General features: G+C 69.8%; 15 protein-coding genes and 1 pseudogene. 11 read left to right on the top strand and 5 right to left on the bottom strand.

Annotated elements, in window-relative coordinates; genetic code table 11:
• Together ACFWSK_RS29990 and ACFWSK_RS29985 are read right to left on the bottom strand one after the other, a co-directional pair.
• Positions 1-269: pseudogene (locus tag ACFWSK_RS29990) on the bottom strand (DNA primase); the annotation flags it as partial.
• Positions 270-809: 540 nt separating this feature from the next.
• Entirely contained in the window at positions 810-1,727 is a 918-nt protein-coding gene (locus ACFWSK_RS29985) for a ScbA/BarX family gamma-butyrolactone biosynthesis protein (protein ID WP_383792882.1), read from the bottom strand.
• A gap of 144 nt (positions 1,728-1,871) precedes the next feature.
• Here ACFWSK_RS29985 and ACFWSK_RS29980 point away from each other — a divergent pair, with 144 nt between their 5' ends.
• Together ACFWSK_RS29980 and ACFWSK_RS29975 are read left to right on the top strand one after the other, a co-directional pair.
• Complete coding sequence (locus tag ACFWSK_RS29980) at positions 1,872-2,537, top strand: ScbR family autoregulator-binding transcription factor (protein ID WP_383792879.1); 666 nt, start codon at positions 1,872-1,874, stop codon at positions 2,535-2,537.
• A 140-nt stretch (positions 2,538-2,677) separates the two neighbouring features.
• Positions 2,678-3,448: an SDR family NAD(P)-dependent oxidoreductase gene (locus ACFWSK_RS29975; protein ID WP_383792876.1), complete on the top strand. Its 771-nt coding sequence runs from the start codon at positions 2,678-2,680 to the stop codon at positions 3,446-3,448.
• A gap of 82 nt (positions 3,449-3,530) precedes the next feature.
• Here the strand turns inward: ACFWSK_RS29975 and ACFWSK_RS29970 are convergent, their stop codons facing one another.
• Positions 3,531-4,133: a TetR family transcriptional regulator gene (locus ACFWSK_RS29970; RefSeq protein ID WP_383792873.1), complete on the bottom strand. Its 603-nt coding sequence runs from the start codon at positions 4,131-4,133 to the stop codon at positions 3,531-3,533.
• A gap of 319 nt (positions 4,134-4,452) precedes the next feature.
• Here ACFWSK_RS29970 and ACFWSK_RS29965 point away from each other — a divergent pair, with 319 nt between their 5' ends.
• Positions 4,453-5,646, top strand: a complete 1,194-nt coding sequence (locus tag ACFWSK_RS29965; protein WP_383792870.1) for an IS701 family transposase — start codon at positions 4,453-4,455, stop codon at positions 5,644-5,646.
• A 70-nt stretch (positions 5,647-5,716) separates the two neighbouring features.
• Here ACFWSK_RS29965 and ACFWSK_RS29960 read toward each other — a convergent pair whose 3' ends face one another.
• On the bottom strand, positions 5,717-6,178 hold the full coding sequence (locus ACFWSK_RS29960; RefSeq protein ID WP_383792867.1) for a hypothetical protein: 462 nt from the start codon (positions 6,176-6,178) through the stop codon (positions 5,717-5,719).
• 5 nt (positions 6,179-6,183) lie between these two features.
• Entirely contained in the window at positions 6,184-6,747 is a 564-nt protein-coding gene (locus ACFWSK_RS29955) for a hypothetical protein (RefSeq protein ID WP_383792864.1), read from the bottom strand.
• A 148-nt stretch (positions 6,748-6,895) separates the two neighbouring features.
• On the opposite strand from ACFWSK_RS29955, the gene ACFWSK_RS29950 reads away from it, so the two are divergent.
• The 8 genes from ACFWSK_RS29950 to ACFWSK_RS29915 all read left to right on the top strand — a co-directional run bounded on the left by ACFWSK_RS29950 (position 6,896) and on the right by ACFWSK_RS29915 (position 20,563).
• Positions 6,896-7,339, top strand: a complete 444-nt coding sequence (locus tag ACFWSK_RS29950; protein WP_383792861.1) for a winged helix-turn-helix transcriptional regulator — start codon at positions 6,896-6,898, stop codon at positions 7,337-7,339.
• Positions 7,340-7,520: 181 nt separating this feature from the next.
• Entirely contained in the window at positions 7,521-8,501 is a 981-nt protein-coding gene (locus ACFWSK_RS29945; protein WP_383792857.1) for a DUF1702 family protein, read from the top strand.
• A gap of 104 nt (positions 8,502-8,605) precedes the next feature.
• Positions 8,606-9,586, top strand: coding sequence for a DUF1702 family protein (locus ACFWSK_RS29940; RefSeq protein ID WP_383792891.1), 981 nt, complete (start codon positions 8,606-8,608; stop codon positions 9,584-9,586).
• Positions 9,583-11,511: a CRTAC1 family protein gene (locus ACFWSK_RS29935; protein WP_383792854.1), complete on the top strand. Its 1,929-nt coding sequence runs from the start codon at positions 9,583-9,585 to the stop codon at positions 11,509-11,511. The genes ACFWSK_RS29940 and ACFWSK_RS29935 overlap by 4 nt, the downstream gene beginning before the upstream one ends.
• Before the next feature lie 2 nt (positions 11,512-11,513).
• Complete coding sequence (locus tag ACFWSK_RS29930) at positions 11,514-12,641, top strand: enediyne biosynthesis protein (RefSeq protein ID WP_383792851.1); 1,128 nt, start codon at positions 11,514-11,516, stop codon at positions 12,639-12,641.
• Positions 12,638-18,457, top strand: coding sequence for an SDR family NAD(P)-dependent oxidoreductase (locus ACFWSK_RS29925; protein WP_383792849.1), 5,820 nt, complete (start codon positions 12,638-12,640; stop codon positions 18,455-18,457). Before ACFWSK_RS29930 ends, ACFWSK_RS29925 begins: the two co-directional genes overlap by 4 nt.
• Positions 18,458-18,668: 211 nt before the next feature.
• Entirely contained in the window at positions 18,669-19,217 is a 549-nt protein-coding gene (sgcE6, locus tag ACFWSK_RS29920) for an NADH-dependent FAD reductase SgcE6 (RefSeq protein WP_383792846.1), read from the top strand.
• A complete protein-coding gene (locus ACFWSK_RS29915) occupies positions 19,214-20,563 on the top strand; it encodes a cytochrome P450 (protein WP_383792843.1) in 1,350 nt (449 codons plus the stop codon). The genes sgcE6 and ACFWSK_RS29915 overlap by 4 nt, the downstream gene beginning before the upstream one ends.
• Positions 20,564-20,567: the final 4 nt, after the last annotated feature.

Genomic DNA, 20,567 nt, shown 5'->3' with positions numbered 1-20,567 from the left:
CGGTGCTTACGCAGAGCCGCGTCCGAATACATCCCCCGCGGATCGGTCGTGGCGATACTCTCCGCCATCTCCCCCGCCGCCCACAACACCGTGTCATCCTCATCACTCTGCCACCGCGTGCTGTCCCACCGGTACCACCCCAGCCCCGTCACATGCCGGTAGTCCCGCGCATACAACCTCACGAACAACTTCGCATTCCCCCGATCCGTCAACGAATCAGGTAACAGCTCGGCTGTGCTGCCCGGTTCCGGTGTCGCGAGGTTGTGGATGCGCCGTGCGGACTGGCGTACGGCGGAGTGCGGGCGGCCGATCGGGGCGCTCGGGATGCTGTGCACGATCTGGAGGAGTCTGCTCTCGCGCACCGGGTCGGCACCGGTGGTCCTCCGGCCGGGGGTTCTGGGCGGTCCGGGACCGTCGGACGGCACGTCGGCGCGAGGTCCGGTTGTGCCGGCCGTCATGGTGGACGTTGTGTTCGAGGGGGGGTGACCTGCGGGGTCAAGCGCGGGTCTGGCTCCCTCAGCCACGGATTCTCCTGATCGTCGGTGAAATCGGAAGTTCTGCCGCGTTCCGGCCTACGCGCGTCGACTTCCCGCTTGCGGGTGTCCGCGAGGAATGCGCGTGGGCCTTGTTGAGGCTCGGCCGCCTGGGGCGGAGGCATGGAAGGACGTCCGCGGCGGCGCGGCGCACGGCGGGGGAGCGGAGGCAGGACAGCGAGCGGATTGCGTCCCCCGCCGTACGCGGGCCAGGGTGCGGTGGTGGGCCGGACGGGGTGACGGTCAGTGCGGGCACCCCGTCGCGCCTGCCGCCTTTCAGGCCGGTGCGGTCGTGACCAGCGCGGATACGGCCACGACGTCCCCTTGGGTGGCGATGAGTTGGATGCCGGAGGCGTCGAGTCTCTCTCCCTCGATCAGGCAGGGCTGGTCGAGTTCCACGTAGCGTTTGAAGACCGCGTCGAGGGAGAGGGTTCGGGTCGCTTTCGGTGCGCACAGGGCCGTGGCCGCCTGGTTGAAGGCCTCCAGGAGCACCATGCCCGGGACGTGGTCGTGCGGGTGGTCGAAGAGCACGGGGTGGGTGAGGTCGGGGCGCAGGAACCACAGGTTGTCCCGGGTCGTCGGGCTCAGGACGACGTCGCCGGCGTTCTCTCGGCCGACGAGGGCGGGGGAGAGGGGGCGGCCGGGGAGGAACGCCCGTGCACAGGCCTCGGCCGCGTCGGCGTAGGGGCCGCGCAACCTGCGGTAGAGAGCCTCGGGATAGGAGGTGTACCTGATCTGGGCGGTGCCCACGCGTACCCCGTCGCGTACGGCCTCGACCTCCGCCGACAGCCGGGCGCAGCCCAGGCGGCGCCGGCTCACCGAGGTGTGGGAGACGTGCAGTTCGACGGCTGCCGGTTCCGCGGTGGTCCGCAGGCCCTCGGGAGTGGCGGAGCAGCTGATGTAATCCCAGCCGAGACGGTGGTCGAGGGGTATGTGGAACTCCGTGTGGGACAGCAGAGTCAGGGCCTGTCTGATGCTCTCCGTGAGGAGCAGAGGTCTGTGCGCCTCCGGTTCCGGGGTGTAGAACGGATGGGAGAAAGGCCATTCGGCGCTGACGACGTGCTGGTTCTCCGAGACACCGCGCCACGCGGTGATGAGCACTTCCGAGGGATTCGTCTTGCGGACCAGACGGTTGGCTACGGTGGGCCGTTGCGGGTGCAGGCCGGTCGGGGCCTTGTTTTCGGCTGAACTCATCACGTGTGCACTCCCCCTGGATCATCGAAAGCTGACCGTGCTTGGGTGCCTGAACGTGCTACGGCGCCCCGTCTCGAAGTCCAGTCGGGGAGCCTTCGCTGTATCATAAGAGTTATTCTTTTTTTGTCTACCAAGACGGGATATATGACCGAGTTGCCCGAAAAGCGCCCACTGGTGCAGGAGCGCGCACGGCGGACGCGGGCCAAGCTCATCCGTGCTGCCGCTGAGGTGTTCGCCGAAAGCGGTTTCGCGGGTGCAAGCGTCTCCCGGATCACGGACCGGGCCGGCGTGACGCTCGGGTCCATGTATTTCCACTTCAAGAACAAGGAAGCGCTGGCCCGGGAGATAGTTCGCAGCCAGCCGGATATCGTCTCGCCGCCGCTTGCCGCCAAGGGCCTGCAGAGATTGATCGACATCACTCTGACCTGGGCCTATCAGATGCTCGACGAGCCGCTTCTGCTGGCCGGGGCCCGACTGGTGACGGATCAGGAACTGTTCATCTCCGCCGAGGAGAACTCGCATCAGCAGTGGACCGAGGTAGCCACGCTGGCGTTGACGGAAGCGAAGGACATGGGTCAGCTCCGCGACGGTGTGGACATCCCGGCCTTCGCACGCATGGTGGTGAGCGCCTGTACCGGAGCGCAGATGCACGCCCAGATGGAATCCGGCCGACGCGATCTGCCCCAGCGCGTCGAAGAGATCTGGCACTGCGTGCTTCCCGCGATCGCCGGCCCGGGCACGGCCGAACTGATGGTCTTCGGCGAGACGCGCGGCAGGCCGGCGGCCCGCCTGAAGGAGCGGAAGCCGTAGGGCCCAGGCTGACCCGGCGCCCCAGATTTCTGCCGATAGGCCCTGGGCGTTCACCCGGCGCCCGCTAAGGTCGTGCCAGGGGAACACAGTGATCGGCGTCACGTCCCTGTCCTCGGCGGGGGCGTGTGGGGGAGGGGTACATGAACACAGGCTCGGGCGGATTACTGCGGAACAAGAGAATCATGATCACGGGTGCCTCCAGCGGGATCGGGGCCGCCGCGGCCCGTCTCTTCGCCGCCGAAGGCGCCTCGGTCATCCTGATGGCAAGGCGCGAGAAACTCCTGTACGACCTGGTGGAGGAGATCCGCGCCGACGCGGGGCGGGCCGTCGCGGTCATTGGTGACGTCACCAGTCCCGCTGACGTCGAGCAGGTCATCTCGGTGGCGGTGGAGCGTTTCGGAGGACTGGACGCAGCCTTCAACAACGCGGGGTGGGGTTCGCGGGGAACCGATCTGCACGAGACAGAGGACTCCGCCTACGACCAGATCATGGACGTCAACGTACGCGGGGTGTGGAACTGCCTGCGCCACCAGATACCGCTCATGCTGGACCAGCGCACCGGCGGAACGATCGTGAACACCTCCAGCACCGCAGGTCTCTTCGCCACCGGAGCGCTGGCTCCTTATGTGGCCGCCAAGCACGCGGTGCTCGGGCTGACCAAGGCCGCGGCCGCCGAGTACGGGTCCAGGGGAATCAGGGTCAACGCCCTGGTGGTGGGCAGCACCCGCACCGAGTTGACGGAGGGAAGCGCCCGCAGCGGGACGAGACGGCCCGTGGCCGCGCGCGCCATCCAGCACCGCATGGCAGACCCGCTTGAAATCGCCGAGGCGGCGGCCTGGTTGTGCAGCGACCGTTCCTCCTTCGTGACCGGTGGCGCCGTGCCCGTGGACGGGGGCTGCAGTGCGGTCTGACCCACTTCCCCGACGCTGCCGTGACGGTGCACGCCGTGGCGCGCACCGTCACGGCAGGACCCCGCGGCCGAGGGCGCGGGCCTCATCCGGGGGCCGGCTCGTTTGCCGCCCCCGTCATGACCAGCTGCCAGATACGGCTCAGCAACTCAACCGAACTGTCCGGGGTCGGCAAGCCGGCGGCACGATGGCGGCGGAAGACGATCTCGGCACCGGCCACCAGGTGCACGATCAGCGCTGCCATGATCTCGGGGTGCGCCGAAGGCAGCAGATCCCCGTCCTCATAGGCCCGTTGCAGCAGTTCGTCGGCGGTGGGCAGCCAGATCTCCGTCCATGCCGAGCTGCCCGGACGCTCCCTCTCCAGTCGTAGCAGGGCTCGGACCGCGTCCTTCTGCTCGATGAGGCGGGCGAGTTCCAGAGTCAGATCGGCCAGGTGCCGCAAGGGCGCGTCGGAGAGGTCTTCGATCCGCTCGATGGCGGCCCTGACCGTGGCCCGCCCCTCGGCCTCGACGGCCTCGGCGAGGTCAGCCTTGGAGGAGAAGTGGAAGGTGACCGCACCCAGCGAGATGCCGGCCGCCTTGCTGATCTTGGCCAGCGAGGCACCCGCGTACCCGTCGAGGTCGAACTGCGCCGCGGCGGACCGCAGGAGGGTTCTTCGTGTGCGTGCCGCCCGTTCCTGTTTCACCATGTCCTCTCCGACAATCTTCGGCCGTAGGGCGCACGCTGCGCGGCACCTCGATGCCGATAGGGGGTTGCGGTGTTTCCCTCGGGCGGTCGGCGACGCCCCAGCTTGGGCGGGACCGCGACGGAGGAGCAACCACGAGTGGCTCAAGTAGGTAAAAGGCTTGGTCAAGCGAGGGTTGGAGCGTCCTTGATCTTCGCTTTCGACCAGGTTCGGCGCTCGTTCCCAACCGACGGGAGCGCTCCCCCGTCCTGTTGGAAAAAAAGATAACGTTCGCTATTCTATCGGAGCGCTCGATGGGATGCCCAGTAGAAGGGAACGAGCTATGGCGGCACACGACGTGAGCCACGCGCACTTGCCGGTCTCCGTGCTTGCCGAGCAGGTCTTCGGGCATCTGCCGAGGGCCGATCAGCGGGCCTGGGCCCAGGCGTACCTGGCAGGGCTGCTGACCACCGAGGGCAAGAAATCAGTACGTCGGATGGCCGCCACCGTCTCCGGTTCGCCCACTGCCTCCCAGTCGATGCACCAGTTCCTCAACGCCAGTCCCTGGGACTGGGCCCCGGCACGGGCCGAGCTGATGCGGTGGGTCGAGCAGCGGCTGTCCCCGCACGCCTGGGTCCTCTCGGCGGCGGTGCTCCGCAAGCGGGGCGACCACTCCTGCGGTGTGCACCGGCGCTTCGTCCCCGCCACCGGACGCTCCGTCAACTGCCAGTTGGCCGTGGGCGCGTTCCTCACCACCGGGACGGAGGCCATTCCCATGCACTGGGGGCTGCTGCTGCCCGGTTCCTGGGCCGACGACCAGACACGTCGCGCACGGGCCCGCATCCCCGACGACGCCGACCACCGCACCATCGAGCAGCACGCGCTCGACCTCGTCGACCTGCTGTGCGCAAGCACCCAGCTCAGCGCTCGGCCGGTGGTGGCCGATCTCAGCCACCACACGGGGGTGGCCTCGCTGGTGCGCGGACTCAGCCGCCGCGGCCGCGAGTTCATCGTCTCCCTGCCCGGCCGCACACCGGTGGTCCCCGTCGTCGGCGGCACGACCGCGCGCGGTGCGTACGCCTCGAAGCTCCCCGCGGCCGTGGAAGCACAGCGCCTGTTCAGCCTCAAACAGAGCGCCCAGTTCAGACCCAACGCCCATGAAGGGCTCGGCGGCGGTGCGGACCGCACCGCGGTGATGACCACACTGGTGCGGCTGCCGCAGGTACGGCTCGCCCGTCAGGCACCGCACCCCACCTACCGGGTCTTCGGTGTCCGTTCCTGCGCGGGGCCCCGCTCCCCCCGGATCTGGCTCACCAACATGACACAGCGGCGTACCGACGAGCTGATCGCGCTGGCCAGACTCCAGCACCGGGCGGGCGCCACGGTGCAGTCGCTGGAGGACGATTTCGGACTGCTCGACTTCGAGGGGCGGTCCTACCCCGGCTGGCACCATCACATGACGCTGGTCTCGGCCGCCTTCGCGTACAGCCGGCTGGAGCCGACCGGCGCCCGGCCCGCCGACCTGGCGACGGGCTGAGCGAGACGCCCCCTGTGATGCCGCACGAAGGGGAAGCCGGCACATCCGAGGGGTCCGAGTGGTACGACGCTCACGCCGTCGACGGGGCGTTTCGCCGAGGCGGCGGGGGAGGCATGAGGTGCCGGCGGGCCACGGCCGCGAGCAGGCCGTAGGCGACGACCACCAGCACGACCGTGATGATCCAGGTACGCGACCCGGTCGGATCGTAAACCCGCCCCGCGTTGCCCACGTCCACGGCCGGCGCGGTCCGTCCGGCCTCAAAGGTCTCCCGGTCGCTGCCGTACAGCTTGACGTTCCCGAGCTCCACAGTGCCGTCGACGGACCGGAACGTTCCCGACCACTCGCACGTGGTGTGCCCGGCGTGTCCGGCGCACACGAGACGGGCCGCGGTGAAGATGCCCCGCGGCCCGTCCGCGGTGGCGGCCCTGGCCGCGTTGCCCAGGTCCGGCACCGTCAGCCAGAACAGCAGGACTCCGGCCAGCAGGAGCAGCAGGGACACGAACCCGGAGGGCTTTCTGCCGCTCGTCGCCATGGGATTCAGTCCTTCGGCGCGCAGGTACACCGCGCAGCGGCGTTGTCCGGCCGGTTCGCACGGGTGTGCAGATATATCGCCACCACCATGGGCACCGTCACCAGGGCGTTGTAGAACAGGTGCAGCTCCACGCGGGGCGCGATCAGCTGGATCAGGCTCGTCGGAGCGGCCTTGCCCAGCAGGTGGGCGCCGGCGAGCACCTGCACCAGGAGCAGCAGGTGCTCCAGGTGGTGCCACACCTGGATACCGAGGGAGGTCTTCCACCAGGTGGCCGAACGGCCGGTGAAGCCCGGCCGCAGGAGGAACAGGCAGACCATCATCACCAAGGCATATCCGTAGTGCATCCACTCCGAGGTGACCAGCCACGGGAACGGAACCCCGAGCACGCCGCGGGCCTCCGGGATCGGCCAGCCCATGACGTAGATCTGGTAAGCCTGGACCAGGTGCTCCGCCCAGTGCGCGACGACGATGAACATGAACACGCGCAGGCCGAGTTGATGGTGACGGCTGTTGAGAGAGTCGATCCCGCCTCGCAGCGTGGACGGTGACACTCCGGTACTGATGGCCATGCTTGGACCTCCAGGGTCGGGGAACGAGGAGAACGGTGGCCCATCTCACCAGGCCCGCGCGCGCGCGGGCTTCTTCCGCCGTGCTCTCTTTTCGCCCCTGCGGCCGCTTCCCCGGTCCTGTGATGCAACCCGGGCGGTACCGTCGGGCATGCTGCCACGGACGTACGAAGGACAGGACTGCTCGCTGGCCCGTTCCCTGGAAGTCATCGGGGAGCGCTGGAACCTGCTGATCGTCCGCTCCGCCCTGCTGGGTGTAGGGCGGTACGACGAATTCCTCCGTCAGATGCCGATCTCGCGCAATGTGCTCGCCGACCGGCTCGGCCGTCTCGTCGAGCTGGGTGTCATGAGGCGGGTCGTGTACCAGGAGAAGCCGGTACGCCACGAATACCCGCTCACGCCCATGGGCCGCGAGCTCACCGTCGCCGTGGTCGCACTGATGCAGTGGGGTGACCGGAATCTTCCCGCCGAACTGGGGCCGCCGAGGCAGGCGCGGCACGTCGGGTGCGACGGCGACGTGCGAGTTCGCCTGGGCTGTTCCTCCTGCGGACGCGACATCCACGACGAGGAGGTGGCAGTGCGTCGGGCGCGCTGATTTCCGGCCTGCCCCACCCGGTCCGAGCACCGCAAGCGATGAGTTGCGGACGCGTTCATTTACTATCAAACCCCTTGTGCCACAAGGGTGTTGCGCATTTGCGAAGATGCCCTGATCTTTGCAGCGAGCCGACCATGAGGCCCTTCGCCACCCCCCTGGTGGCCGGTCGAAGGAGGCACGCGTGGCATCGGCGATGGGATCCCTGCGCAGACTTCTGATGGCTCCGTCCCTCCGTGACGTGAGCTTCGCGGGCCGCGGCTTTCCGGTCACCGAGACCGCCGCGACCCGGCAGCTGGAGGCCATCCCCCAGACGGTGGTGACCGGTTTCGAGTGGGGTATCGAGTCGAAGAGTCTCTGGGAGACCGAACGCAGGCTCTCCCTGGTGGACCTGGAACTGCGGGGCTTCGCCTACGAGGGCGCGACCATGGCCTCGGTGATCCGGGACTCGATGCCGGGCCGTGGCGGTCGCACCGCGCAGCTGCTCCAGGGCGCCGGGCGCCGGCACATCTTCCTCAACTACATCGGCATCGGTTTCGCGATGGCCAAGCTGCCCAGGCCGCTGTGGAAGAAGGTCATGCCCGAGCTGGACGGCGAGGACTTCTATCCGCCGATGACCTGGCTCGCGGTCGACGGCTACGGCTTCGACCGCGCCTACTTCGACCCCGCACGCTGGGTCGACGACCAGCGCCTGGACACTCCGTATGCCTGGGACGGCCACCCGGACTACTTCCAGCGGGCGGTGGACCAGGGCATCGGGCGCGCCCTGTGGTTCATCCACGGCGCGCGGGTGGAGGACGTCTGCGCCGCCGTCCGCAGGTTCGCCTCCGAGCGCCGGCCGGACCTGTGGGCGGGCGTCGGGCTCGCCGCCACGTTCGCCGGCTGTTCCACAGCGGCCGAGCTGGGCGCGCTGCGCGCCCGGTCCGGCGAACTGAGCGGGCATGTCGCCCAAGGCTCCGTCTTCGCCGCGAAGGCGCGCCACTTCTCCGGGATCGTTCCCGAGCACACCCGGACCGCGCTGCACGCGCTGGCCGGAATCACGGTCGAGTCGGCTGCCGCACTCGCCGACGACGCCGCGCCGCCGGCAGGCGCGGCCGACGGTGTCCCCACCTATGAGATCTGGCGCCGGTCGGTGCGCGAAAAGCTGCAGGTGAATTCCCTCTAAGCATTTCTGAAGTAGACATTCGGTAACCCTAATTGAATAGGTTCGGATTCAAAGAAAAGGAATCGCAGGCAAAAAGGAATCGAGGGGCGGTCTTCTAGGTGTCCATGTTGCGTGCGCTGAGGCGCCGAGTTCTCACTCCCAACGTCCGGGAAACGCTGTTGGAAACACGGGGATTCCACGTCAAGAATGCGGAGGCCAAACACCAGTTGGAGACGGTCGGGACGAGCTTCCTCCAGGGGTACGCCTACGCGGTCGAGGCGCGTACGGCGGACCAGGCCGTCGACTGGCTGGAGACCGTTCCCCGGGCCTTTCGCGGCTTCGCCTACGAGGGCGCCGGCATGGGCGCGGTCATGCTCGACTGCCTCACCGGGGGCAGCAGGAGGCTGACCGGGATCCTGGAGGGCGAGGGCCGGCGCCACAACTACATGATCTACGTCGGCATCGGCTGGGCGATGGCACGACTGCCCAGGTTCCTGTGGCCCGACGTGACCGCGACCGACCCTGTGCTTCGCTGGCTGATCCTGGACGGATACGGCTTCCACCAGGCGTACTTCAAGACCGGATCCTACGTCCGTGACCCCGCAGCCGAGCACCCTTTCACCTGGAAGGGCGGCCCGGACGCCTACAGCGCCCGCGCCATCGACCAGGGCATCGGGCGGGCCATGTGGTTCGTCGGGGGCACCGACCCCGACGTCGTGGCCGACCTCATCGGCACGTTCCCCGAGCACCGCCATGGCGACCTGTACGCCGGTGCCGGACTCGCCTGCACCTACGCGGGAAGCGCCGACGAGGACGAGCTGCGGCGCTTCGCCAAGCACGCGGGCGACCACCTGCCCAACCTCGTGCAGGGTTCCGCGTTCGCCTGCGAGGCCCGGGAACGGGCCGGCACGACGATCGCCCACACGCACCTGGCGGCCCGCGTCCTGTGCGGCGGCCGGACCCCCGCGGAAGCCTCGCAGGTGTGCATCGACGCGCGGCCCGCCACCTGCGACGGCGGGGAGATCCCGGCCTTCGAGGCATGGAGGCAGCACATCGCCACCACCATCAGTTCCGTTCCGCACGCGCAGAAGGGCGCCGTCGCATGACACATCCAATTTCCTGGCTGCGGAAACAGGCACCCGGGGTCATCGCGCTCGTTCTCATGGTCGGCACCTTTTACGCGGTGAAACCGGCGGAGTCCAGTGCGTCCGAAAAAGCGGAGATGGCGGAGAGTTTCAATTTGAAGCCGATGGCGATATCCATGCCGGGCGGATACCAGAAACAGAGCGTCCGCAAGGTGAACAAGGCCTACAAGCACATCGAGGCGTGGATCTCCTCGGTCGGCGCGGGCGTCGCCATGAACGACATCGACGGTGACGGCCTGCCCAACGACCTGTGCGTCACCGATCCGCAGATCGACCAGGCCGTCGTCACCCCCGCCCCGGTGCCCGGACGCGAGAGCACCTCGTACGCCCCGTTCGTCCTCGACCCGGCGCCGCTGCCCAAGAGCGACATCATGGCCCCGATCGGCTGTGTCCCCGGCGACTTCAACGAAGACGGGGCGATGGACCTGCTCGTCTACTACTGGGGCCGCACCCCGGTGATCTTCCAGGCGAAGAAGGAGCCCGGGAAGGACACGACGACCATGGACCCGAAGTGCTTCGAGCCCATCGAACTCGTCCCCGGCAACGGCACCGCCGCCTACACCGGCCCGCTGTGGAACTCCAACGCCGCGGCCGTCGCCGACTTCGACGGCGACGGGCACAACGACATCTACATCGGCAACTACTTCCCCGACAGCCCCGTCCTGGACGACACCGTGCACGGCGGCGTGACGATGAACGACTCGCTGTCCCACGCTCAGAACGGCGGCGGAGGCCACTTCTTCCGCTGGACACCCTCCGGCTACGAGCAGGTCAGGAACGTCCTGCCGAAGAGCATCGACCAGGGCTGGACGCTGGCCGTCTCGGCCACCGACCTGGACGGCGACCAGCGCCCCGAGATGTACCTCGCGCACGACTTCGGGACCTCGGCCCTCCTGTACAACAGGTCGACCCCCGGCAAGTTCAAGTTCAGCGAGGTCAAGGCAAAGCACACCGCGACCACGCCGAAGTCCAAGGAGATCGGCCGCAGCTCCTTCAAGGGCATGGGCGTCGACTTCGGCGACCTGGACAACGACGGCCTGTACGACGCCTTCGTCTCCAACATCACGACGTCCTTCGGCATCCAGGAGTCGAACTTCGCCTTCATCGGAACGGCCCGTGACAAGGCCGACCTGCGGGCCGAGTTCCGCGACGGCGTCGCCCCCTACAAGGACGAGAGCGCACCGCTCAACCTCGCCTGGTCCGGATGGGGCTGGGACGTGAAGATGGGCGACTTCGACAACGACGGGATCCAGGAGATCACCCAGGCAGTCGGCTTCGTCAAGGGCAAGCGCAACCGCTGGGCGCAGCTCCAGGAACTCGCCACAGCCAACGACGCGCTGGTCAAGCACCCCCGCTTCTGGCCCCGCGTGGAGGAGGGCGATGACCTCGCCGGCGACCAGCACCTGCGCTTCTTCGTCCAGGACGAGGACGGCGAGGCCTACAGCGACCTGTCCAAGCAGCTCGGTCTGGCCGTACCCGTGCCCAGCCGGGGCATCGCCACCGGTGACGCCGACGGCGACGGGCGCCTCGACATGGTCGTGGCACGTCAGTGGGAGGACCCCATCTTCTACTGCAACATGAGCCAGGACACCGGCGGTTACCTCAACCTCAGTCTCACGGACGAGGCCGGTTCGCCCGTGATCGGCGCGCAGGTCACCGTGACCCTGTCCGACGGCAGTACCCGCCTGGGGCGTGTCGACGGCGGCAGCGGCCACTCCGGCAAGCGCAGCCAGGACGTGCACATCGGCCTCGGCCAGGAGGCCGAGGGCCCCATGCGGACCCGCCTGACATGGCGTGACCGTACCGGGCAGGTGCGCAGCAAGGACCTCCAGCTGGCCCCCGGCCGGCACTCGCTGGAACTCGGCGCCGACGTGAAGGAGAAGTGACCGTGCCCGAAACCAAGACACTCACGGCCGCGCCCCGGCACGACGTGAAGGTCACCACAGCCCTCCGCCGGTTCGCGATCTCGATCTCGGTCCTCAACATCGCCGGGTACACCTTCCTCGGCTTCGAGCAGCCCTGGCTGTGGCCGTTCATCGCGGTCCTCACCGCCTACGTGGTGGAGATCACGCTGGAGGCCGTCAGCGCCCGCGGCGAGAAGCGGGCCCCCCGCTACGCCGGCGGTGGGTTCAAGGGAATGGCCGAGTTCCTCTTCCCCGCGCACATCACCGGTCTCGCCGTGAACATGTTGACCTACGTCAACGACCGCGTCTGGGTGATGATCTTCGGCGTCATCGTGGCCGTCGGCACCAAGTGGGTCCTGCGGGCCCCGCTCAAGGGGCGCATGCGGCACTACATGAACCCGTCGAACTTCGGCATCGCGGTGATCCTGCTCCTCTTCCCCTGGGCCAGCATCGCACCGCCCTACCACTTCACCGAGTACCTGTACGGGCCCGCCGACTGGGTCCTCCCGGCGATCATCCTGACCCTGGGCACCATGCTGAACGCGAAGCTGACCGGCCGTATGTGGCTGATCATGGCCTGGCTCGCCGGCTTCGTCGTGCAGGCCGTCGTCCGGGGCCTGGTCATGGGGACCTCGATCCCCGCGGCGCTCGGCATGATGACCGGGGTGGCCTTCGTCCTCTTCACCAACTACATGGTCACCGACCCCGGCACCTCGCCCTCCAAGCGTTCCTCCCAGATCGCCTTCGGCGCCGGCGTCGCCGCGATGTACGGGGTGCTGACCGCTCTGGGCATCGCGTACGGCATCTTCTTCGCCACCGCCCTGGTGTGCCTGATCCGCGGCGGCTACCTGTGGGGCCTGCACTTTCTCTCCAAGCAGACCGTGGCACGGCAGGCGCTCCCGGTGGCCGCGTCCCCGGAGTACCGGAACGCTCCGGTCGAACAGTTCGCTCCAGCCCCGGAGTCGCCCGCCCCCGCGCCCATACCGGCGGACGCCGCGTCGCGACCGGCGGCGGTCGTGCTCTCGGGCGATCCCTGCAAGGACGGCACCTGCTTCCACGGCAAGTGCGCAGCCGAACGAGCGGCGAAGAAAAAGGCGGCGGTGCCCGTATGAGTCGAATAGCCATCGTCGGGCTCGCGTGCACGTACCCCGACGCCGCCACGCCCCGCGAACTGTGGGAGAACGCGGTCGCCGGGCGGCGCGCCTTCCGCCGACTGCCCGACGTCCGGATGCGACTGGACGACTACTGGAACCCGGACCCCACGGTGCCCGACACCTTCTACGCCCGCAACGCCGCGGTCCTGGAGGGATGGGAGTTCGACCGTGTCGCCCACCGGATCGCCGGCAGCACCTACCGTTCCACGGATCTGACTCACTGGCTCGCCCTGGACACGGCGACCCGGGCACTGGCGGACGCGGGCTTCCCCGACGGCCAGGGCCTGCCCGGGGAGCGCACCGGAGTCGTCATCGGCAACACCCTGACCGGCGAGTTCTCGCGCGCCAACGGGATGCGCCTGCGATGGCCCTACGTACGCCGGGTGCTCGCCGACGCGCTCAAGGGGCAGGACTGGGACGACGACCGCATCGGCACCTTCCTCCAGGGGGTGGAGGGCGCCTACAAGAAGCCGTTTCCCGCCGTCGACGAGGACACCCTCGCGGGTGGCCTGTCCAACACCATCGCCGGGCGAATCTGCAACCACTTCGACCTGAACGGCGGGGGCTACACCGTCGACGGGGCGTGCTCCTCCTCGCTGCTGTCGATCACCACCGCGGCCACCTCGCTGCAGGGCGGCGACCTCGATGTCGCCGTCGCCGGCGGCGTCGACCTGTCCATCGACCCCTTCGAGATCATCGGCTTCGCCAAGACCGGTGCGCTCGCCCGGAAGGAGATGCGGCTCTACGACCGCGGCTCCAACGGCTTCTGGCCGGGCGAGGGCTGCGGCATGGTCGTGCTGATGCGCGAGGAGGACGCGATCGCCGCAGGGCACCGCGTCTACGCCTCCATCGCAGGCTGGGGCATCTCCTCCGACGGGCAGGGCGGCATCACCCGACCCGAGGTGAGCGGGTATCAGCTCGCGCTGTCCCGTGCCTACGAGCGGGCGGGCTTCGGCATCGAGACCGTGCCGCTCTTCGAGGGCCACGGCACAGGCACCGCGGTCGGTGACGCCACCGAGCTCCAGGCCATCATGGGCGCCCGCGCCCAGGCCGACCCGCAGGCTCCCAGTGCCGTCATCAGCTCCGTCAAGGGCATGATCGGCCACACCAAGGCGGCGGCGGGGGTGGCCGGACTGATCAAGGCGGTGATGGCCCTGGACTCCGCGGTGCTGCCACCCGCCATCGGTTGCGTGGACCCTCACGAACTGCTCACCGGCGAGTCCGCCAACCTGCGGGTGCTGCGCAAGGCGGAGCGGTGGCCGAAGAACGCCCCGCTCCGTGCCGGGATCACCGCCATGGGATTCGGCGGGATCAACACCCATGTCGTTCTCGACAGGTCGGCCGCCTCCGGGCGCCGCCCGGGCGTCAGCCGTCGGACCACTCTGCTGGCCAACTCCCTCCAGGACTCCGAACTGCTGCTCCTCGACGGGGAATCGCCCGGGGCGCTGGCCCAGCGGCTGACCCAGGTGGCCGACTTCGCCGCACAGGTCTCCTACGCACAGCTCGCCGACCTGGCCGTGACCCTCCAACGGGAACTGCGCGAGCTGCCCTACCGGGCCGCCGTCGTCGTCACCTCGCCCGAGGACGCGGAGCTCAGGCTGCGCAGTGTCGCCCGTACCGCCGAGACCCACACGCCCGACGACGGCCCGGTCTTCTCCTCGGACGGCCGTACCTTCCTCGGCAGGGCCGTCGAGGCGGCCCGCATCGGCTTCCTCTTCCCGGGCCAGGGTTCCGGCACGTCCACCGCCGGAGGCGCGCTCGCCCGCCGCTTCACCGAGGCCGCCGACGTGTACGCGCGCGCCGGCCTGCCCACCGCCGGGGACATGGTCGCCACCGACGTGGCCCAGCCGCGCATCGTCACCGGTTCGACGGCGGGTCTGCGCGTGCTGGACGCGCTGGGCGTCGAGGCCGACATCGCGCTCGGCCACAGCCTCGGCGAGCTCTCCGCCCTCCACTGGGCGGGCGCGATGGACTCCAGCACCCTGCTGGAGGCCGCACGCACCCGCGGGGCAGCCATGGCCGAGCACAGTGCCTCGGGCACGATGGCCTCGCTGACCGCCACCCCCGAGGAGGCCGGGGCCCTCGTCGAAGGGCTCCCCGTGGTGATCTCCGGGTACAACGGCCCCCGGCAGACGGTGATCGCCGGAACCGTCGAGGCCGTCGAGAGCGTGACCGAGCGGGCAGCGGCCGCGGGCATCGCCTGCACCCGCCTCGCCGTGTCCCACGCCTTCCACTCGCCCCTCGTCGCTCCGGCCGCCGACTCCTTCGGCGACTGGCTCGCGGGAGCGCGACTGGGCGAGATGGAGCGCCGCGTCGTCTCCACCGTCACCGGCGCGGAACTGGAGAGCGACACCGACCTCGCCAAGCTCCTGCGACAGCAGATCACCGACCCGGTGCTGTTCACCCAGGCGGTCCGAGCGGCGGCGGCCGAGGTCGACCTGTTCGTCGAGGTCGGTCCCGGCCGTGTCCTCAGCACCCTGGCGGCGGGCGCCACCGAGAAACCCGCCGTCGCGCTGAACACCGACGACGAGTCCCTGCGTGGTCTGCTCCAGGTCGTAGGAGCCGCCTACGTGATGGGTGCCCCGATCGTCCACGAGCGGCTCTTCAACGACCGGCTGACGCGGCCGCTGGAGGTGGGGGCCGAGTTCCATTTCCTGGCCAGCCCCTGCGAGCAGGCACCCGAGCTGACGCTTCCCGCCGCCGCCCGGGGCCCGCTCGTCCAGGAGTCCGACGGCGACACCGCCGACGCCGGCAGCTCGGCGGGGGAGTCGGCGTTCGACGTACTGCGCGCCCTGGTCGCCGAACGCGCGGAGCTCCCGCTCGAGCTGATCGACGAGACCAAAAGTCTCCTCGACGACCTGCACATGAGTTCGATCACGGTCGGCCAGATCGTCAACCAGGCCGCCCTCCAGCTCGGTCTCGCCGCCTCTCACATCCCGACCAACTTCGCCACGGCGACCGTGGCCGAACTGGCCGCGGCTCTCACCACCCTGGTCGAAACCGGCGGGGACACCGCTGCTGCGGCACCCCTCGTCACGGGCGCCGCACCCTGGGCCCGGCCCTTCTCCGTCGACCTCGACGAACTGCCCCTCCCCGCCGCCGTGGCGGACACGAAGGGCGGAACCTGGGAGCTGTTCACCACTGACGGCCACCCCTTCGCCCACGACGTGCACCGCGCCCTGAAGAACGCCGCGGTGGGCTCCGGGGTACTGGTCTGCCTGCCGCCCGCCTGCTCCCCGGAGCAGCTCGAACTCGCTCTGGACGGGGCGAAGTCCGCTCTCACGGGCGAGCCGGAACGCCGTTTCGTCCTGGTGCAGCACGACCGGGGGACGGCCGCGCTGGCCAAGACCCTGCACCTGGAGGCGCCCCACCTGCGTACCACCGTCGTCCACACACCGGTGGTCGACGGGGCCGCTGACAGGGTCGCCGAGGAGGTCGCCGCGACGACCCGCTTCAGCGAGGTACACCTCGCCGAGGACGGCAGCCGCCGGGTGCCCGTTCTCCGTGCTCTGCCCTTCGCACCGGAGCGCACCGACCACGTGCTGGGCTCCGACGACGTCCTGCTCGTGACCGGCGGCGGCAAGGGCATCACCGCCGAATGCGCCCTGGCCATCGCCGAGCGAACTGGAGCGGCTCTGGCCCTGATGGGCCGCTCCGAACCCGACCAGGACCAGGACCTCGCCGCGAATCTGCAGCGGATGAGGGACAGCGGCGTACGGGTCGGCTACGCGGCCGCCGACGTCACCGACCCGGTGCGCGTCGCCGAGGCGGTCGCCGAGCTGACCGGGGCTCTCGGCTCCGTGACCGCCGTTCTGCACGGAGCGGGCCGCAACGAGCCGGCCGCGCTCACCGGGCTGGACATGGCCGCCGTCCACAGCACGCTCGCTCCCAAGGTCGACGGGCTGCGCAATGTGCTGGCCGTGGTCGGTGAGGAGAACCTGAAACTCCTCGTCACCTTCGGCAGCATCATCGGCCGGGCAGGACTGCGGGGAGAGGCGCACTACGCCACCGCCAACGAGTGGCTGGCCGGTCTCACCGAGGACATCGCCCGCCGCAACGCGGGCTGCCGCGCACTGTGCATGGAGTGGTCCGTGTGGTCCGGCGTCGGCATGGGCGAGAAGCTGTCCGTCGTGGAGTCGCTCTCCCGCGAGGGCATCGTGCCCGTCTCGCCCGACCAGGGCATCGAGATCCTGCTCCGTCTGATCGCCGACCCTGACGCCCCCGTGGTGACGGTGATCAGCGGCCGCACGGAGGGCATCGGGACCGTGCGGCGCGAGCAGCCGCCACTTCCGCTGCTGCGCTTCACCGGCGAGCCACTGGTGCGCTACCACGGCGTTGAGCTCGTCACCGAAGCCGAGCTCAACGCCGGGACGGACCTCTATCTCGCCGACCACCTTCTGGACGGCAACCTGCTGCTGCCCGCGGTGATCGGTATGGAGGCCATGGTCCAGGTCGCCTTCGCGGTCACCGGGCGAGAAGGTGTGCCGGTCCTGGAGGACGCGCGGTTCCTCCGCCCGATCGTCGTACCGCCCACCGGAACGACCCGCATCCGGATCGCGGCCACCGTCACCGGCTCCGACACCGTTGACGTGGCCGTCCACGCGCAGGACACCGGTTTCGTGGCCGAACACTTCCGGGCCCGGCTGGTCTACAACGGTGGGGCGATCCCCGACGGTCCCCCCGGCCAGGCGGACCCGAACGTTCCGGACGTCCCGCTGGACCCCGCGACCGACCTGTACGGCGGCGTGCTCTTCCAGGGCGAGCGCTTCCAGAGGCTGCGCCGCTTCCACCGGGCCGCCGCACGGCACGTCGACGCCGATGTGGCGATCGACGCGCCGTCCGGCTGGTTCGCCGGCTTCCTGCCGGGCACGCTCCTGCTCGCGGACCCGGGGATGCGCGACGCCCTGATGCACGGCAACCAGGTGTGCGTCCCCGACGCGACCCTGCTGCCCTCCGGCATCGAGCGGCTGTATCCGATGGCCGCCGGCGAGGACCTGCCGGAGCTGGTCCGCTACTGCGCGACCGAGCGCCACCGGGACGGCGACACCTATGTGTACGACATCGCCGTACGCACTCCGGACGGCACCGTCGTCGAGCGGTGGGAGGGACTCACCCTGCACGCCGTACGCAAGTCGGACGGCTCAGGACCGTGGGTCGCGCCGCTGCTCGGCCCCTACTTGGAGCGGACTCTGGAGGAAGTGCTCGGCACCCGTCTCGACGTCGCCGTCGAACCGGACCCGGCCGACGCCGAGGACTCCAGGACCGGTCGCCGAGCGGCCACCGCCCGGGCCGTCCAGCGGGCACTGGGTGAGAGCGTGAAGGTGCGCTACCGGCCCGACGGCCGGCCCGAACTCGACGGCACGCGGCGTCTGTCGGCGGCCCACGGCCCGGGGATGACCCTCGGCGTCGTCGCCTCGACGACCGTGGCATGCGACATCGAGCCGGTCACCGCCCGTGACCCGGCGGTGTGGGAGGGGCTGCTCGGTGAGCACGGGGACCTGTCCGCCCTGGTGGCCAAGGAAACGGGTGAGAGCCCGGACACCTCGGCGACCCGCGTGTGGACCGCCGTCGAGTGCCTGAGGAAGGCCGGTCTGCTGGCCGGGGCGCCCCTCACCCTGGCCCCGCAGACCAGGCCCGGATGGGTCGTCCTGACGGCGGGCGGGCTGCGCATCGCCACGTTCGTCACCACACTGCGCCACGTCGGGGAACCGGTGGTCTTCGCCTTCCTCACCGACGGCGTGGACGCCCCGGACCCGGGAGGGTCCCGGACATGACCGGCGCCGCAGAGCGGGTGCGGGGAGCGTTGCGCTCCCCGCACCCGGTCACCTCCACCCCAGGCACCACCCACCGGGCCGACGGTCCGGACGACCGGCCGGCCGCCGTGACGAACCGTGCGGCGACCGCCTCGGTCCTCGATTCCCCACCGATCCCCGACACGTCGGCACAGCACCGAGCCGGGACCCGGCCGCCGGCAGGGAGGCAGAAATGAGTCCGATCACCGTTCCGCCCGCGGAGCCCGTCGATCTGAACGACCGAGCGCAGCTGCGGGGCGTGTTCGGGACGTTTCCCACCGGGGTCACCGTGGTGACCGTCGGCGGGAGCGAGCCCCGGGGCATGACGGCCAACTCGTTCACGTCCGTCTCACTCTCGCCGCCCCTGGTGCTCATCTGCGTCGGCAAGGACGCCGTCATGCACCAGCGTCTGACCGCCATGCCCACATTCGCCGTGTCGGTGCTGGAGGCCGGGCAGGAGAAAGCGGCCCGGCACTTCGCGGACAGCTCGCGTCCCCCGGGCGCCGACCAGTTCGACTCCGTGGACTGGCTGCTCGGCGAGAAGTCCGGCGCACGCCTGATCGCCGGTGCGGTGGCGCATCTGGAGTGCGAGAAGCGGCAGGTCTACCAGGGCGGTGACCACACGATCTTCCTCGGCGAAGTGCTCACGGCCACGCGCCGGCCGCTGCACGAGGGAATGCTGTTCTCGGGTGGCCGCTTCCGCCATTTCGCGCAGGACCGGAGCGAAGGCAGGGCGGCATGAGGATCGATCCGCCCGGCCCGCCGCTGCGGGCGCTGCCGGGACTGCTGAGGAAACTGGCGGTGGACCGCCTCGGCATGATGAAGGACGCGGCCGGCCTGGGGGATGCCGTCCGCGTCTCCATGGGGCCCAAGAAGCTGTACATCTTCAACCGTCCCGACTACGCCAAGCACGTCCTGGCCGACAACAGCGACAACTACCACAAGGGCATCGGCCTGGTGCAGTCGCGACGGGTGCTGGGTGACGGGCTGCTCACCAGTGACGGCGAGACGTGGCGCGAACAGCGCCAGGTGGTGCAGCCCGCGTTCAAACCGGGCCGCATCAACCAGCAGGCGTCCGCCGTGGCCGAGGAGGCCGCCAAGCTGGTCGCCCTGCTCCGCGGCTACGAGGGGGGCGGGCCCGTGGACGTCCTCCAGGAGATCACCGGCCTCACCCTTGGCGTACTGGGCCGGACCCTGCTCGAATCGGACCTCACCGCGCACGAGTCGCTCGCGCACTCCTTCGAGGAGGTCCAGGACCAGGCCATGCTGGAGATGGTCAGTCAGGGCATGGTGCCCAGCTGGCTCCCGCTGCCACCGCAGGCGCGTTTCCGGCGCGCCCGCCGGGAGCTGTACCGGGTGGCCGATCTGCTGGTGGCCGACCGCCGCGCCGCAATGGCAGGCGGCGAGCCGGGCGACGACGCGCTGTCCCGGATCATCAGCGCGGCCGGCCGGCGGCACGAGGGACCCGAGCAGGCCCGCAAGCGGCTGCGCGAGGAGCTGGTCACCCTGCTGCTCGCGGGCCACGAGACCACGGCCAGCACCCTCGGCTGGACCCTGCACCTGATCGAGAGGCACCCCGAGGTACGTGCCCGGGTCCGTGAGGAGGCCCGTGCCGCCCTCGGCGACGGCGTCCCCGGACTGCAGGACCTTCATCGGCTGACGTACACGACCATGGTGGTGCAGGAGGCGATGCGGCTGTTCCCGCCGGTGTGGATCCTGCCCAGGGTCGCCCAGCAGCGCGACGTGGTCGGCGGCTACACGGTGGCCGCCAAGTCGGACGTGCTGATCTGCCCGTACATCATGCATCGCCATCCGGGCCTGTGGGACGCCCCCGAGCGCTTCGATCCGGAGCGGTTCGGACCCCGGCAGGTCGCCGACCGGCCTCGGTACGCGTACATCCCGTTCGGTGCGGGACCGCGCTTCTGCGTCGGCAGCAACCTCGGGATGATGGAGGCGGTGTTCGTCACGGCCCTGATCACCCGCGACCTCGACCTGCGCACCGTCGCCGGCCACCGGGCGGTGGCCGAGCCCATGCTCTCGCTGCGGATGCGCGGGGGGCTGCCGATGACGGTCCACCCGGTGAGCTGACCGT

It is taken from the genome of Streptomyces sp. NPDC058620 (assembly GCF_042717135.1).
Lineage (GTDB): Bacteria > Actinomycetota > Actinomycetes > Streptomycetales > Streptomycetaceae > Streptomyces.
The sequence above is the reverse complement of the archived record's forward strand: the minus strand, read 5'-3'. Positions and strand labels throughout refer to the sequence as shown.

Excerpts from the sequence above, each read along its gene's own strand:
- ACFWSK_RS29935 (WP_383792854.1), top strand. The coding sequence starts at position 9,583 with ATGACACATCCAATTTCCTGGCTGCGGAAACAGGCACCCGGGGTCATC.
- ACFWSK_RS29925 (WP_383792849.1), top strand. The coding sequence starts at position 12,638 with ATGAGTCGAATAGCCATCGTCGGGCTCGCGTGCACGTACCCCGACGCC.
- ACFWSK_RS29915 (WP_383792843.1), top strand. The coding sequence starts at position 19,214 with ATGAGGATCGATCCGCCCGGCCCGCCGCTGCGGGCGCTGCCGGGACTG.
- ACFWSK_RS29970 (WP_383792873.1), bottom strand. The coding sequence starts at position 4,133 with ATGGTGAAACAGGAACGGGCGGCACGCACACGAAGAACCCTCCTGCGG.
- ACFWSK_RS29985 (WP_383792882.1), bottom strand. The coding sequence starts at position 1,727 with ATGAGTTCAGCCGAAAACAAGGCCCCGACCGGCCTGCACCCGCAACGG.
- sgcE6 (WP_383792846.1), top strand. The coding sequence starts at position 18,669 with ATGAGTCCGATCACCGTTCCGCCCGCGGAGCCCGTCGATCTGAACGAC.
- ACFWSK_RS29955 (WP_383792864.1), bottom strand. The coding sequence starts at position 6,747 with ATGGCCATCAGTACCGGAGTGTCACCGTCCACGCTGCGAGGCGGGATC.
- ACFWSK_RS29965 (WP_383792870.1), top strand. The coding sequence starts at position 4,453 with ATGGCGGCACACGACGTGAGCCACGCGCACTTGCCGGTCTCCGTGCTT.
- ACFWSK_RS29940 (WP_383792891.1), top strand. The coding sequence starts at position 8,606 with ATGTTGCGTGCGCTGAGGCGCCGAGTTCTCACTCCCAACGTCCGGGAA.
- ACFWSK_RS29960 (WP_383792867.1), bottom strand. The coding sequence starts at position 6,178 with ATGGCGACGAGCGGCAGAAAGCCCTCCGGGTTCGTGTCCCTGCTGCTC.
- ACFWSK_RS29980 (WP_383792879.1), top strand. The coding sequence starts at position 1,872 with ATGACCGAGTTGCCCGAAAAGCGCCCACTGGTGCAGGAGCGCGCACGG.
- ACFWSK_RS29975 (WP_383792876.1), top strand. The coding sequence starts at position 2,678 with ATGAACACAGGCTCGGGCGGATTACTGCGGAACAAGAGAATCATGATC.
- ACFWSK_RS29950 (WP_383792861.1), top strand. The coding sequence starts at position 6,896 with ATGCTGCCACGGACGTACGAAGGACAGGACTGCTCGCTGGCCCGTTCC.